This window comes from Kineococcus sp. G2, from assembly GCF_037154035.1.
Taxonomy (GTDB): Bacteria; Actinomycetota; Actinomycetes; order Actinomycetales; family Kineococcaceae; genus Kineococcus.
This window is the reverse complement of sequence record NZ_JBBBEM010000008.1, coordinates 71,700-86,013: the sequence shown is the minus strand read 5'-3', so window position 1 is coordinate 86,013 and position 14,314 is coordinate 71,700. Positions and strand designations below refer to the sequence as shown.

Sequence of the window (14,314 nt, the reverse complement as noted above, 5' to 3'; positions counted from 1 at the left end):
GGGGCCGGCGTGACCGGTGCGACACCCCTGCGTCACCTGCTGGACACCCGAGGGCGGTGGAGTGGCCCCATGCAGCTTCCCCCCACCTCCGGGCGCCGCGGCCGCACCCGCACGGCCGCCGCCCTCAGCGCCACCGGCCTGCTGGTCGGCCTGGGCGCCACCGCGGGCGCCGGCGCCGCCGCCGCGGCCCCCGTCCCCCCGTCCATCACCCTGGTGTCCATGACGGACGTGCACGGGCACGTCCTGGACTGGGACTACTTCGCGGGCGCGCCGTACGCCGAGGGCCAGGGCCTCGGCCTGGCGCGCGTGTCCACGGCCGTGGACCGGGTGCGCGCCGAGCGCGGCGCCGACTCCACGCTGGTCGTCGACAACGGCGACGCCATCCAGGGCACGCCGCTGACGTACTACTACGCCCGCCAGGAGCCGGTGACCGCCACCGGCACCGAGCACCCGATGGCGCAGGCGTACGACGCCATCGGCATCGACGCCCAGGTCGTCGGCAACCACGAGTTCAACTACGGCCTGGACACCCTGGCGAAGTACCGCCTCGACCTGGACGCCCCCCTGCTCGGGGCCAACGTGATCGACGAGCGCACCGGGACGCCGTACCTGCGGCCGTGGGTGCTGCGGGACGTGAAGCCCACCGGCGGCGGCAAGCCGGTCACGGTCGGCGTCCTCGGCCTGACCACGCCCGGCTCGGCCGTGTGGGACAAGCAGAACGTCGAGAGGGAGCTCACCTTCGAGGACATGGTCGCCACCGCCCAGCGGGAGGTGCCGCGGATGAGGGCCGCCGGCGCCGACCTGGTGGTCGTCCTGTCGCACTCCGGCCGCTCCGGGGAGTCCTCCTACAGCGAGGAGGACCTGCCCGCGGAGAACGTCACCGACCGCATCGCCGCCGAGGTGGCGGGCGTGGACGTCGTCGTCGCCGGGCACAGCCACCGCGACCTGCCCGAGGCGTGGGTGGACTCCACCGCCACCCCCGGCAAGCGCGTCCTCGTCACCCAGCCGTACCGCTGGGGCGCCTCGGTGACCGTCAGCCAGCTCGAGCTGCGCAAGACGAAGGGCGAGTACTCCCTCGCTGGGGCCGACGTGCAGGAGGTCCGGGCCGCCGACGTGCCCGAGGACCCCGAGATCGTCGAGGTGATCGCCGACGAGCACCGCAAGACCGTCGACTACGTCAACCAGGTCGTCGCCACCTCCACCGAGGAGCTGCCGGCGACCGGGTCGCGCTGGCGGGACACCCCGCTCATCGACTTCATCCAGCGGGTGCAGACCGACACGGTGCGCGCGGCGATCGCCGGCACGCCCGACGCCGACCTGCCGGTGCTGTCCATCGCCGCCCCGTTCAGCCGCACCGCGGTCTTCCCTCAGGGCGAGGTCACCGTCAAGGACGTCGCCGGGCTGTACGTGTACGACAACACGCTGCAGGCCGTGCGGATGACGGGGGCGCAGGTGCGCGACTACCTGGAGAAGGCCGCGGAGTACTACGCCAGCGTTCCCCCGGGGAACCCCGCGGACCCGGAGTCGCTGGCCACCGGCGAGGTCCCCGACTACAACCTCGACCAGCTCGCCGGCGTGGAGTACGAGCTGGACCTCTCGCAGCCGGCCGGCTCGCGCGTGGCGTCGCTGACGCTGGACGGCGCGCCCGTCGCGGACGAGCAGGAGTTCGTCGTCGCGGTCAACAACTACCGCCGCTCCGGCGGCGGCGGGTTCCCGCACATCGCCGAAGCGCCCGTCGTCTACGACGAGCAGGCGGAGATCCGGCAGCTGCTCATCGACCGCGCCCAGGAGACCGGGACGATCGACCCGGCCGACTTCGCGGTGGAGAACTGGTGGCTCACCGCGGGCGGGGAGCGCCTGTTCGGCTGAGGCCGACGGGGGCGGCGGGGGTCAGTCCCCTCCGCCGCCCCCTCCGCCGCTGTCGCACCCACCGCCTCCGTCGCCGCCCCAGCCGCCGGACCACCCGCCGCCGTCAGCGGAGCCGCTGCCGGACCAGCCGGTGCCACCGCGGTGGCGCTCGCGCGGGGCGCGGCCCGGGCGCGCGAGACCGACCGCCGCCACGACGGCGAGGAGGACGAGGAACAGGGTGAACACCATGGGACCCTCCGTGCTGTTCTGGTCCGGTCGTCGTCGCCGGACACCGGGATCGCCTCGCTGAACAACGTGGGGAGGGGGCGGGCCGTCGTCGATACCCGCCACCGCCGGCCCGCCCGAGGACGGACTGGGCCGGTGCCGCTCGCCCGGCGGCCGCCGGCGCTGCCGGCGTCCTCAGGTTCGGGTACCGCGACGGCACTGTCAACGCCCGCCGCGGTGCCCGTCCGGCCTCGGGTCAGACCCGGTTGACGGCCACGACCTCGCTGGAGCCGTCGCCGTGCAGGCGCAGCAGCGTGCGCGAGGCGGGGTCCACGCGGATGCGGCGCTGCGCGCCGGCACCGCACCCCAGGCACTGGCGCAGCAGCGCCCGCAGCGGGTCGCCGTGGGTGACGAGCACGACGCGCTTGCCCGCCCAGCGGGCGTGCAGCGCGGACGCGGCCTCACGCACGCGGCGCTCGACCGCCACGAGCGGTTCGCCGCCGGGCGGCGCCACGGTCGGGTCGGCGGACCAGGCGGCGAACTCCGCGGGCCAGCGCTGGACGACCTCCGCCGTGGTGCAGCCGTCCCAGTCGCCGAAGTCGGTCTCGTCCCACTGCGGGTCCACCAGGACCGGGGCGCCGACGTGCTCGGCGATGACCTCGGCGGTCTGCCGGGAACGGCGCATGGTGGAGGTGATGACGACGTCCGCGCCGCGCACCTCGGCGCACTCCGCGGCCCGGCGGGCCTCCTCGCGACCGGCGCCGGACAGCTCCGGGTCCTCGCCGTAGCGGCCGGACAGGCGGCGCTGCTCGGTCAGGGGTGTGGAGGCGTGCCGCACGAGCACGAGGTCCAGCGGCTCACCGGCCCCGTCCGCGGGCCGGGCCGCGGCGGGGGCGGGTTCGCCACCGGGGGCGGGGGTGCCGCGCTGCCACTGCCGGCCGGCGGCCGCAGCGTCCATCGCCTCGTTCGCCAGGCGGTCCGCGTGGGAGTTCTGCGCCCGCGGGATCCAGCCGTAGTCCACGCGGTCCGCGGGCAGGACGGCGCGCGCCTCCTCGGCGAGGCGGCGCATGTCGGCGTGCTTGACCTGCCAGCGCCCGGACATCTGCTCGACGACGAGCTTGGAGTCCATGCGCACCTGCACGCGCGCGTCCGGGTCCACCGCCGCGGCGGCCCGCAGCCCCGCCACGAGCCCGCGGTACTCGGCGACGTTGTTGGTGGCGCGCCCGATGGCCTCGGCGACCTCGGCGAGCACCTCGCCGGTCGCGGCGTCCTTGACGAGCGCCCCGTAGCCGGCGGGGCCGGGGTTGCCTCGCGAACCGCCGTCGGCCTCGACGCGCAGCAGGCGGCCGCCGCTCACAGACCCGACTCGCCGGTGCGCACGAGGATGCGCCCGCACTCCTCGCAGAAGACCACGTCGTCGGCCGCCGAGGCGCGCACCGCCCCCAGGTCGGAGGCGTTCAGCTCCAGGCGGCACCCCTCGCAGCGCCGGCCGCGCAGCAGCGCCGCGCCCACGCCGCCGCGGGGGGCGCGCGTGCGCTCGTACAGCTCGACGAGCGCGGGCTCGATGCCGGAGGCGATGGCCTGGCGGCGGGCCAGCGCGGCGCGCTCCTCGGTGGCGACCTCCTCCAGCACCGCGTCGCGCCGGCGGGTGACGTCCTCGATCTGCTGGCCGAGCTCGCCGTCGGTGGTGGTCAGCTCGGCGGCCGCGAACTGCGCCTGCTCCAGCTTCTCCATGGCCTCCAGCTCGGCGTCCTCCAGGACGGACTGCCGGCGGCCCAGGGACTCCAGCTCGTGCTGCAGCCCCTGCAGGTCCTTGGCGCTGCCGCTGCCGGCCGTCAGCCGGGCGGTGTTGCGGGCGGCCCGGTCGCGCACCTGGGCCACGTCCGCCTCGGCCTTGGCGACGGCGCGCTCGGCGTCGCTCACCAGGGCGCGGGCGGCCACGAGCACGTCGCCGACGCGGCGGCGCTCGGCGAGCAGGGAGTCCAGCTCGGCCTGCTCGGGCACGGTGGCGCGCCGGTGGGCGAGCTGAGCCAGCCGGATGTCGACGGCCTGCAGGTCCAGCAGCTTCTGCTGGTCGATCGCGGGGGCCTTGGGCATCCGCCGGGTCACTCTCCTCGACTGGGGACGCGCAGCGCCCAGGGGTCGGTGCGCGTGGTGGACACGTGGGCGTCCACGGTACGGCCGCGCGCGGCCAGTCCCGTCACCAGGCGGTCGGCGCAGCCCGCCAGCCACGGCCACTCGCTGGCCCAGTGCGCCACGTCGACCAGGTGCGGGGTGCCCGCGGCGTCGGCGGCAGCGGCGAACGCGGCGCTCTCCCTGGCCTCCGAGGCCGGGTGGTGGCGCAGGTCCGCGGTGACGAACACGTCCGCGCCGTGAGCGCGCACCTGCTCGAACAGGCTGTCGCCGGACCCGCCGCACACGGCGACGCGCTGCACGAGCGCGTCCGGGTCGCCGGCCACCCGCACGCCCTGCTCGGTGGCCGGCAGGGCCTGCGCGACCCGGTCGGCGAAGTCCGCCAGGCGCTCCGGGGCGGGCAGGGTGCCGACGCGGCCGATGCCCAGCTCGGGGCGGCCCGGCTCGGCCGCCAGGGGTTCGAGCGGGACCAGCCCGTCCAGGTCGAGGACGCGGGCCAGCGCGTCGGAGACGCCGGGTGCGGCGGCGTCGGCGTTGGTGTGCGCCACGTGCAGGGCGCAGCCGGCCTCCACGAGCCGGTGCACGACGCGCCCCTTGGCGGAGGTGGCGGCCACGGAGGTCACGGGCCGCAGCAGCAGCGGGTGGTGCACGAGCAGCAGGTCGGCCCCGGCGGCCAGGGCCTCGTCCACGACGGCGTCGACGGGGTCCACGGCCAGCAGCACGCGGCGCACGGTGCGGGCGGGGTCGCCGCACACCAGCCCGACCGCGTCCCACGGCTGCGCCCACCGCGCCGGGTGCATGGCCTCCAGGACCTCCAGCACCTCGGCGAGGGTGGGGGCGCTCGGACCGGGCGGCTGCTCCTGCACGGGGGTCGTCGTCGGCACGGGCGCACCCTAGCGGCGGGTGGGCCCGGCCGGGTTCGAACCGACGACGGCCGCGGTGTAAGCGCGGTGCTCTACCAGCTGAGCTACGGGCCCGCCGCGGCTCGGGGCCGGGCGGGTCCACGGTAGTGCCTCGGCGGCGGGCTCAGCCGGGTGCGCGCAGGACGTCCAGGACCTCCTCGTGGGCGGCCGGCGAGCGCGGCCGGTCCACCGGGTTGCGCAGGCTCCAGAGCACCCGGCCGTCCCGCACGAGCAGCGACAGGCGGCGGCTGGTGCCGAGCTCCTCGTCGAAGGCGCCCAGGGCGCGGGAGACGGCCCCGTGCGGCCAGAAGTCGGACAGCAGCGGGAACGGGTACCGGCGCTCCTCGGCCCACGCCCGCAGGGCGGGCACGGGGTCGCAGGAGAGGGCGGCGAGCTGCACGCCGGCGTCGTCGAAGCGGTCGACGTCGCGGGCCAGCGCGCCGAGCTCCGCGGTGCAGTGCGTGGAGAACGCGGCCGGCACCAGCACGAGCAGCGCGGGCCCCTGCGACCACAGCTCCGACAGGCGCAGGGCCTCGCCGTGCTGGTCGCGCACCACGGCCCCGGGCACCGGGAAGGTGCCGGGGGTCGCGGTGGCCCGCTCCGGCGCGCTCAGCGGCGGCCGTTCTTCGGCGTGGTCATGCGGGTGCCGGCCCAGTTGCCGCTGGCGCTGACGCTGGAGGTGGCGTGCAGCCCCGCGGTGGGGGCGGCCTCGTCGATCTCCGCGGCGGGCACGTGCCCGGGGCGGCCCTTCTTCGGCGTCAGCAGCCAGACGACGCCGCCGTCGGCGAGGTTGGTGATCGCGTCGACGAGCGCGTCCACGAGGTCGCCGTCACCGTCGCGGTACCAGCACAGGACGACGTCGGCCACGTCGTCGGCGTCCTCGTCCAGGATCTCGCTGCCGACCAGCTCCTCGACGGCGGTCCGGAAGTCCTCGTCGACCTGCTCGTCCCAGCCGAACTCCTGCACGATGTGGCCGGGCTTGAAGCCCAGCTTGGCCACTGCCGCCGTGTCGGCGGCAGGGTCCGCGGTGGCGCCCACGTTCTGTCCTGCCTTCCCTCTGCCCCGCTGCCGGGGATCGTCCGGTGCTCCGTGACCGCCTAGTCCAGCCCACCCGGTGCCCTGCGCGCAAGGCGGCACCGCCCGCGCGGCGATCACGTGACCGTCGCGTGACCTCCGCGCGGCCCCTCCTCGCGGGCGCCGCGACCCCGCCCGTGGGAGCCTGGCGCCGTGGGACGGGTCACGACGCGCACGCGCACCGAGCGGCTGGACCTGCGCCCGGGCGCGGCGGCCGGTGCGCGGGTGGACACGCTGGCGGTGGAGGAGCCGCTGCAGATCGAGGTGGCCGGTGAGCAGCTGGCGGTGACGATGCGCACCCCCGGCCACGACGTGGACCTGGTGATGGGCTTCCTGCACGCCGAGGGGCTGCTGGCGGGCGCCGGGGACGTGGTGGCGCTGCGGCACTGCACCGACCTGGGCGAGGACGGGCAGCCGACGTACAACGTGGCCCAGGTCACCCCCCGGCCCGGCAGCAGGCTCGACGGACCGCGCACCGCGCGGCCGTTCACCACCACGTCGGCGTGCGGGGTGTGCGGGTCGGCGAGCGTGCAGGAGGTGCTGGCGCGGGTGCCCACCGGCCTGCACGACGACGGGGTGCTCCTGGACCCGGCGGTGCTGGCGGAGCTGCCGGGGGCGCTGCGCGCGCACCAGTCGGCGTTCGAGCGCACCGGTGGGCTGCACGCGGCCGGCCTGTTCACCGCGGACGGCGAGCTGCTGTGCCTGCGGGAGGACGTCGGGCGGCACAACGCGGTCGACAAGGTCGTGGGGTGGGCCCTGCGCTCCGGCGCCGTGCCGCTGCGCGGGTGCGTGCTGGTGGTCAGCGGGCGCGCCTCCTTCGAGCTGGTGCAGAAGGCCGCCGTGGCGGGGGTCCCGGTCCTCGCGGCGGTCTCGGCGCCGTCGTCGCTGGCGGTCTCGCTGGCCCGGGAGGCGGGCATGACGCTGGTGGGCTTCCTGCGCCCGCCCACGGCGAACGTGTACGCCGGCGGTCACCGGTTGCGCGCGCCCGCGCACGCGGTGGCGCGGCACCTCCCGGGTGCGCGACCCGTCGGGGTGGCGGAATAGCCTGGGCACGCGCCCGCTGACCGCGGGCCGACGGACGACAGCGGGAGGACCACCACCGTGGCCAGACGCGACGACGCGGGGAACGGCCCCGCGGGGCTCGGCCCCATCCTCAACGGGCTGCCCAGCCAGCTGCCCGACATCGACCCCGAGGAGACCGCGGAGTGGCTCGCGTCCCTCGACGCGGTCGTCGGCGAGCGCGGCAAGAGCCGCGCCCGCTACCTGATGCTGCAGCTGCTGCAGCGGGCGCGCGAGCAGCAGGTCGGGGTGCCCAGCCTCACCGCGACGGACTACATCAACACCATCGGCCCGGAGTCCGAGCCGTGGTTCCCCGGCGACGAGGAGGTCGAGCGCCGCTACCGCGCCTGGATCCGCTGGAACGCGGCCGTCATGGTGCACCGGGCCCAGCGGCCCGGGATCGGCGTCGGCGGGCACATCTCCACCTACGCCTCCTCCGCCACCCTCTACGAGGTGGGCTTCAACCACTTCTTCCGCGGCAAGGACCACGCCGGCGGCGGGGACCAGGTCTTCATCCAGGGCCACGCCTCCCCCGGGGTGTACGCCCGCGCCTTCCTCGAGGGCCGGCTGAGCACCGACCAGCTGGACGGGTTCCGCCAGGAGGCCTCCGCGGCGCCGAACGGGCTGCCGTCCTACCCGCACCCGCGCCTCATGCCGGACTTCTGGGAGTTCCCGACCGTCTCGATGGGCCTGGGCCCGGCGAACGCGATCTACCAGGCGCAGTTCAACAAGTACCTGCACCACCGCGGCATCAAGGACACCTCCCAGCAGCACGTGTGGGCCTACCTGGGCGACGGCGAGATGGACGAGCCGGAGTCGCGCGGGCTGGCGCACGTGGCGGCCAACGACGAGCTGGACAACCTCACCTTCGTCGTGAACTGCAACCTGCAGCGCCTGGACGGGCCGGTGCGCGGCAACGGCAAGATCGTGCAGGAGCTGGAGGCGTTCTTCCGCGGCGCCGGCTGGAACGTCATCAAGGTGCTGTGGGGCCGCGAGTGGGACTCGCTGCTGGCCGCCGACGGCCAGGGCGCCCTGGTGAACCTGATGAACGCCACCCCGGACGGGGACTACCAGACGTTCAAGGCGGAGAACGGCGCCTACGTGCGCGAGAACTTCTTCGGCCGCGACGAGCGCACCGCCAAGCTCGTGGCGGGCATGAGCGACGACGAGATCTGGTCGCTGAAGCGCGGCGGTCACGACTACCGCAAGGTCTACGCGGCCTACCGGGCGGCGACCCAGCACACCGGGCAGCCCACGGTGATCCTCGCCAAGACCATCAAGGGGTACGGCCTGGGGCCGCACTTCGCGGGCCGCAACGCGACCCACCAGATGAAGAAGCTGACGCTGGAGGACCTCAAGCTCCTGCGCGACTCGCTGCGCATCCCGATCAGCGACGAGCAGCTGGAGAAGGACCCGTACCGCCCGCCGTACTACCACCCCGGCGACGGCGACGAGACGATCCAGTACCTGCGCAAGCGCCGCGCCGACCTGGGCGGCCCGGTGCCGCAGCGCCGCGTGCAGCACGCCCCGATGCACCTGCCCGCCGACGACGCCTACAAGGTGGCGGCACGGGGCTCGGGCAAGCAGGAGATCGCCACCACCATGGCGTTCGTCCGCCTGCTGAAGGACCTCATGCGGGACAAGGAGTTCGGCAAGCGCGTCGTGCCGATCATCCCCGACGAGGCCCGCACGTTCGGCATGGACTCGCTGTTCCCGACGATCAAGATCTACAACCCGCACGGGCAGAACTACACGTCGGTCGACCGCGAGCTGATGCTGGCGTACAAGGAGTCCGAGCAGGGGCAGATCCTGCACGTCGGCATCAACGAGGGCGGTTCCGCCTCGGCGTTCACCGCCGCCGGCTCCTCCTACGCCACCCACGGCGAGCCGATGCTGCCGATCTACATCTTCTACTCGATGTTCGGCTTCCAGCGCACCGGCGACAACCTGTGGGCCGCGGCCGACACGATGGCCCGCGGCTTCCTCGTCGGCGCCACCGCCGGCCGCACGACGCTGGCGGGCGAGGGCCTGCAGCACGGCGACGGGCACTCGCTGCTGCTGGCCTCCACGAACCCGGCGGTCGTCTCCTACGACCCGGCGTACGCGTACGAGATCGGGCACATCGTCAAGGACGGCCTGCGCCGCATGTACGGCGAGGACCCCGAGAACGTCATCTACTACCTGACGGTCTACAACGAGCCGATGGTCCAGCCGGCGGAGCCCGCGGACGTGGACGTGGAGGGCATCCTGCGCGGTCTGCACCGCGTCTCGGTGGGCGAGGGCGACGGGCCGCGCACCCAGCTGCTGGCCTCGGGCGTCGGGGTGCCGTGGGCGCTGGAGGCGCAGCAGCTGCTGAAGGACGACTTCGGCGTGGTGGCCGACGTGTGGTCGGTGACGAGCTGGAACGAGCTGCGCCGCGACGGCCTGGCGTGCGACGAGCACGCGTTCCTCAACCCCGGCGACGAGTCTCGCGTGCCGTACGTGACGCAGAAGCTGAAGGACGCCCCCGGCCCGGTCGTGGCCGTCAGCGACTGGATGCGCGCGGTGCCGGACCAGATCCGCCAGTGGGTGCCGGGCGAGTTCGCCTCGCTGGGTGCCGACGGGTTCGGCATCTCCGACACCCGCGCCGCCGCGCGCAGGTACTACCACATCGACGGCCCGTCGGTCGTGGTGCGCACCCTGGAGGTGCTCGCCCGCCGCGGCGAGGTCGACTGGCGCGCGCCCGGCCAGGCGATCGAGAAGTACCAGCTGCACGACGTGCGCGCCGGCCGCAGCGGCAACGCGGGTGGGGAGAGCTGACCCCACCGAGCACGCACGAGGGGCCCCGCACCGCGAGTCCGCGGTGCGGGGCCCCTCGTGCGTGCGGGCCGGGCGGCGGTGTCAGTGCCGCGAGCGGTCCGCCCGGGCGATGGCGTCCTCCAGCTCCGCGCGCAGCGGGGCCACGCGCCCCTGGTCGGGGTGCTCCCCCAGCGCCCTGAGGTGCCGGCGCGCCTCGGCCAGGCGGCCGGAGTCGATGGCGGCGGCCACCAGGTGCCGGCCGGCCTCCACGTCGTGCTCGCGCGGGCGCCAGTGGCCCACGCCCAGGCTGAGCGCCTCGTCGTTCATGCCGGCCTCGCGCAGGATCGCCAGCGCCTGCGCGAGGGCGGTGCCGGACGGGTCGCGCTCGGCGGCGATGCCCAGGCGCCGCAGGGCGGCCTCGCGGTCGTCCTGCAGGGACAACCGGCCCATCACCAGCAGCGGGCGCCACGCCTTCGGGCTCTGCGCCAGCTCCTCGGCCAGGGCCCACACGGCGTTGTCGGCGGCGCGGCGGGCGTCCTCGGCCTCGTGGCCCTCGGCGGGGTGGTCCGCCACGTGGGCCTCGGCGGCGCGGGTGCGCACCGTCTCGGCCAGGGCGTCGAAGGCCGCCTCGTCGTTCGGGTCGTCGTGCAGGGTCTCGCGCAGCCCGGCCTCCCCCACGGGGGCGGCCGGTGCCGGGCGGCGGCGCCGTCGCCGGCCGGTCTCACCCGTCCGGTCGGCCTCCGCGGGGCGTCGGCGCCAGCGGTCGAGCAGTCCCATGCGTCCCCTCCCCGGCGTCCTCGTCGACCCCCGCGGCGGGTCCCGGCGGGTCTGCGGTGCCGGCCACCGGGGCCGGCGGTGCCGGTGCGGGAGGAGCACGCCGTCCTCGAACCCTAGCCCAGGGGCCCCTCGGCGGCCCGTCGCCGTACGCTCGCGCACGTGCCCCAGCCCCCCGCCGAGCTGTCCGAGGAGACGGTGCGCCGGCTGGAGGCGGCCGCGGGGACGTTCGCCTCGGCCATCGCGGCGCGCATGGACGCCGCCCTGCCCTGGTACGCGGCGCTGCCGCCGGACGAGCGCTCCTGGGTGGGGCTGGTGGCGCAGGCGGGGTTCACGGACTTCGTGCGCTGGCTGACCGAGCCGGAGCCGGCGGTGCTGGCGGCCACGGCGGTCTTCAGCACGGCGCCGCGCGAGCTGATGCGCTCGGTGACCCTGCAGCAGACGGTGGAGCTGGTGCGCACCGCCATCACGGTGGTGGAGGAGGGCCTGGACGCCGTCGTGGGCGACGCGCGACCGGGCGAGCAGGTGCGCGCCCGGGAGGCGCTGCTGCGCTACTCGCGGGAGGTGGCCTTCGCGGCGGCCGCCGTCTACGCGCGCGCCGCGGAGTCGCGCGGCGCCTGGGACGCGCGGCTGGAGGCGCTGGTGGTGGACGCGGTGCTGCGCGGCGACGGGGAGGACACCATCGCCTCCCGCGCGGCGGCGCTGGGCTGGACGATGGACGCGCCCACGGCCGTCGTCATCGGCGCGGCGGGCGAGCAGGCCCCCGGCGGGGTGGTGCCGCGGGTGCGCAAGGCGGCGCGGGCGGCCGGCGGGGAGGCCCTGGTGGGGGTGCAGGGCGACCGCCTGGTCGTCGTGCTGTCCGGGGTCGCGGACGTGCGCGCGACGGCGCAGGAGCTGGCGGCGGCCGAGTTCGGGCCCGGGCCGGTCGTGGTGGGCCCCACGGTCCCCTCGCTGCCGGTGGCGGCGCGCTCGGCGCGCGCGGCGCTGGCCGGGGTGGTGGCCGCCCGGGCCTGGCCGCGCGCCCCGCGGCCGGTGGAGGCGGACGACCTGCTGCCGGAGCGGGCGCTGTCGGGGGACGCGACGGCGCGCCGGGCGCTGGTGGACCGCGCCTACGTGCCGCTGGCCGGGGCGGGCGGGGCGCTGCTGGAGACGCTGGCGGCGTACCTGGAGTCCGGCGGGTCGCTGGAGGCGTGCGCGCGCTCGCTGTTCGTCCACGCGAACACCGTGCGCTACCGGCTGCGCCGGGTCGGGGAGGTGTGCGGCTGGACGCCCACCGAACCGCGCGAGCGGTTCGTGCTGCAGGTCGCGCTGGCGCTGGGGCGACTGGCGCAGGCCGCTCCCCCGGGTGGCCGGGAGGCCGGGCGCGACAACCCGTGAAGGCGGTGACGACTCATGACGCACCGTCACCACCGTGCGTGGTTTGTAGGTTTCCCACAACGCGCGCGGGCAAAGTCCGTGAGCGTCGTGACCGTGAACACCAGGTGGCACGGGGCAGTCTCATCTGGTGCTCGTCTTCGTCTTCCCCGGTCAGGGCTCGCAGTCGCCGGGCTTCCTGGCCCCCTGGCTGGAGCTGCCCGGCGTGGCCGACCGCCTGCGCTGGGCCTCCGCCGTCGTCGGCGACGACCTCCTGGCGCACGGCACCGTCTCCGACGCCGAGACCCTGCGCGACACCGCGGTGGCCCAGCCGCTCATCGTCGCCGCGGGGCTGGTGGCGCTGCGCGAGCTCGTCGACGGCCCCGCCGAGCTGGCCCGCGTCGCCGGCGCCGTCGCCGGCCACTCCGTCGGCGAGCTGACCGCCGCGGCCGCCGCGGGGGCGCTGAGCCCGGAGCAGGCCCTGGTGCTCGTGCGCGAGCGCGGGAGGGCCATGGCCGCCGCCGCGGCCGCGCGGCCCACCGGCATGAGCGCCGTCCTGGGCGGCGACCCGGCCGAGGTCGCCGCCGCGCTGGAGCGCCTGGGGCTGACGGCCGCCAACGACAACGGCGGCGGGCAGGTCGTGGCCGCCGGGGAGCTGGACGCCCTGGCCGCCCTCGCGGAGCAGCCGCCCGCGAAGGCGCGCGTCGTGCCGCTGCAGGTCGCCGGCGCCTTCCACACCGAGCACATGGCCCCCGCCACCGGCACCCTGCGCACGCTGGTCGCCGGCCTGGAGCCGGGCACCGCGAGCGTGCCGCTGGCCGCCAACGCCGACGGCGAGCTCGTCACCGACGGCGGCGAGCTGCTGCGCCGCCTGGTGGCGCAGGTCAGCCGCCCGGTGCGCTGGGACCTGTGCACCGAGACCTTTCGGCGCCTCGGCGTCACCGCGCTGATCGAGCTGGCGCCCGCGGGGACGCTGGTGAACCTCGCCAAGCGCCAGCTGAAGGGGATCGACGTCCTCGCCCTGAAGACGCCCGCCGACCTCGAGCGGGCCCGTACCGTGATCGCCGAGCACGGCGCGGCCCCGGTCGCGGCGTCCGGCGCAGGAGGCGCCCAGTGACCACCATCCAGTCCCCCGCCACCCGCCACGCGCGCATCCTCGGCGTCGGCGCGCACCGCCCGCCGCGCGTCATCGACAACGAGGAGGTGTGCACCTGGATCGACTCCTCCGACGAGTGGATCCAGCAGCGCACCGGCATCCGCACCCGCCGCTGGGCGGCGGAGGACGTCGGCGTGGTCGAGATGTCCGAGGACGCCGCCGCCAAGGCGCTGGCCGCCGCCGGGCTGACCGGCTCCGACGTCGACGCGGTGGTCCTGGCGACCGTCTCCTACCCGTACCAGACGCCGGCCGCCGCCGCGGTGCTCGCCGACCGCCTCGGCGCCACTCCCGCCGCGGCGTTCGACATCTCCGCGGGCTGCGCGGGCTTCTGCCACGGCATCGCCCTGGCCGGCGACCTCGTGCGCGGCGGCACCGCGGGCAACGTGCTCGTGGTGGGCGTCGACAAGCTCTCCGACTTCACCGACAAGCACGACCGCTCCACGGCGTTCCTCTTCGCCGACGGCGCGGGCGCGGCCGTGGTCGGCGCGTCCGACGAGGTCGGCATCGGCCCCACCGTGTGGGGCTCGGACGGCGCCCAGGCCGACGCCATCCGCTCGAAGTTCTCCTGGCTGGAGCTGCGCTCCGCGCACGCCGCCGCCATGGCCGACCCCATCGCCGCCGAGGCCGCCGCCCAGGAGCCGGTGAAGTGGCCCTACCTGGAGCAGCAGGGGCAGTCCGTCTTCCGCTGGGCGGTGTGGCAGATGGCGCCCGTCGCGCAGCGCGCCCTCGACGCCGCCGGCGTGCGGGCGGAGGACATCGACGTCTTCGTGCCGCACCAGGCGAACGCGCGCATCATCGACGCGATGGTCAAGCAGCTGAAGCTGCCGGAGTCGGTGCACGTGGCCCGCGACATCGTCGACATGGGCAACACCTCCGCGGCCAGCGTGCCGCTGGCGATGGAGCGCGCCATGGCCGACGGGCACGCCCCCTCGGGCGGGCTGGCGCTGCTCATCGGCTACGGCGCGGGCCTGTCCTACGCCGCGCAGGTCGTCCGCCTGCCGTGAGCCGTCCC

General features: G+C 76.0%; 12 protein-coding genes and 1 tRNA gene. 6 read left to right on the top strand and 7 right to left on the bottom strand.

Annotated elements, in window-relative coordinates; all coding sequences use genetic code 11:
• Window positions 1-69: 69 nt before the first annotated feature.
• Complete coding sequence (locus V9U69_RS01655; protein WP_337059541.1) at window positions 70-1,869, top strand: bifunctional metallophosphatase/5'-nucleotidase; 1,800 nt, start codon at window positions 70-72, stop codon at window positions 1,867-1,869.
• Window positions 1,870-2,329: 460 nt separating this feature from the next.
• On the opposite strand, the gene V9U69_RS01650 is transcribed toward V9U69_RS01655, so the two are convergent.
• From V9U69_RS01650 to V9U69_RS01625, 6 genes are all read right to left on the bottom strand, one after another.
• The gene (locus tag V9U69_RS01650; RefSeq protein ID WP_337059540.1) at window positions 2,330-3,430 is read right to left on the bottom strand and encodes a bifunctional RNase H/acid phosphatase; all 1,101 of its coding nucleotides are present in this window, start codon (window positions 3,428-3,430) and stop codon (window positions 2,330-2,332) included.
• Window positions 3,427-4,170: a zinc ribbon domain-containing protein gene (locus V9U69_RS01645; protein ID WP_337059539.1), complete on the bottom strand. Its 744-nt coding sequence runs from the start codon at window positions 4,168-4,170 to the stop codon at window positions 3,427-3,429. The genes V9U69_RS01650 and V9U69_RS01645 overlap by 4 nt, the downstream gene beginning before the upstream one ends.
• An 8-nt stretch (window positions 4,171-4,178) precedes the next feature.
• A complete protein-coding gene (locus tag V9U69_RS01640; RefSeq protein WP_442907539.1) occupies window positions 4,179-5,006 on the bottom strand; it encodes a Nif3-like dinuclear metal center hexameric protein in 828 nt (275 codons plus the stop codon).
• 104 nt (window positions 5,007-5,110) lie between these two features.
• A tRNA-Val gene (locus tag V9U69_RS01635) sits at window positions 5,111-5,183 on the bottom strand.
• Between the two features lie 49 nt (window positions 5,184-5,232).
• Complete coding sequence (locus V9U69_RS01630) at window positions 5,233-5,676, bottom strand: redoxin domain-containing protein (protein WP_337059537.1); 444 nt, start codon at window positions 5,674-5,676, stop codon at window positions 5,233-5,235.
• A gap of 41 nt (window positions 5,677-5,717) precedes the next feature.
• Complete coding sequence (locus V9U69_RS01625; RefSeq protein ID WP_337059536.1) at window positions 5,718-6,146, bottom strand: DUF3052 domain-containing protein; 429 nt, start codon at window positions 6,144-6,146, stop codon at window positions 5,718-5,720.
• A gap of 189 nt (window positions 6,147-6,335) precedes the next feature.
• On the opposite strand from V9U69_RS01625, the gene fdhD reads away from it, so the two are divergent.
• Complete coding sequence (gene fdhD / locus V9U69_RS01620) at window positions 6,336-7,226, top strand: formate dehydrogenase accessory sulfurtransferase FdhD (RefSeq protein ID WP_337059535.1); 891 nt, start codon at window positions 6,336-6,338, stop codon at window positions 7,224-7,226.
• 57 nt (window positions 7,227-7,283) lie between these two features.
• On the top strand, window positions 7,284-10,040 hold the full coding sequence (gene aceE / locus V9U69_RS01615) for a pyruvate dehydrogenase (acetyl-transferring), homodimeric type (protein ID WP_442907532.1): 2,757 nt from the start codon (window positions 7,284-7,286) through the stop codon (window positions 10,038-10,040).
• Window positions 10,041-10,121: 81 nt separating this feature from the next.
• Here aceE and V9U69_RS01610 read toward each other — a convergent pair whose 3' ends face one another.
• Window positions 10,122-10,796, bottom strand: coding sequence for a hypothetical protein (locus V9U69_RS01610; protein WP_337059534.1), 675 nt, complete (start codon window positions 10,794-10,796; stop codon window positions 10,122-10,124).
• A gap of 159 nt (window positions 10,797-10,955) precedes the next feature.
• On the opposite strand from V9U69_RS01610, the gene V9U69_RS01605 reads away from it, so the two are divergent.
• From V9U69_RS01605 to V9U69_RS01595, 3 genes are all read left to right on the top strand, one after another.
• Complete coding sequence (locus V9U69_RS01605; protein WP_337059533.1) at window positions 10,956-12,170, top strand: PucR family transcriptional regulator; 1,215 nt, start codon at window positions 10,956-10,958, stop codon at window positions 12,168-12,170.
• A 127-nt stretch (window positions 12,171-12,297) separates the two neighbouring features.
• Window positions 12,298-13,263, top strand: a complete 966-nt coding sequence (locus V9U69_RS01600) for an ACP S-malonyltransferase (RefSeq protein ID WP_337059532.1) — start codon at window positions 12,298-12,300, stop codon at window positions 13,261-13,263.
• Window positions 13,260-14,306, top strand: a complete 1,047-nt coding sequence (locus V9U69_RS01595) for a beta-ketoacyl-ACP synthase III (protein ID WP_337059531.1) — start codon at window positions 13,260-13,262, stop codon at window positions 14,304-14,306. Before V9U69_RS01600 ends, V9U69_RS01595 begins: the two co-directional genes overlap by 4 nt.
• The last annotated feature ends 8 nt before the right edge of the window (window positions 14,307-14,314 follow it).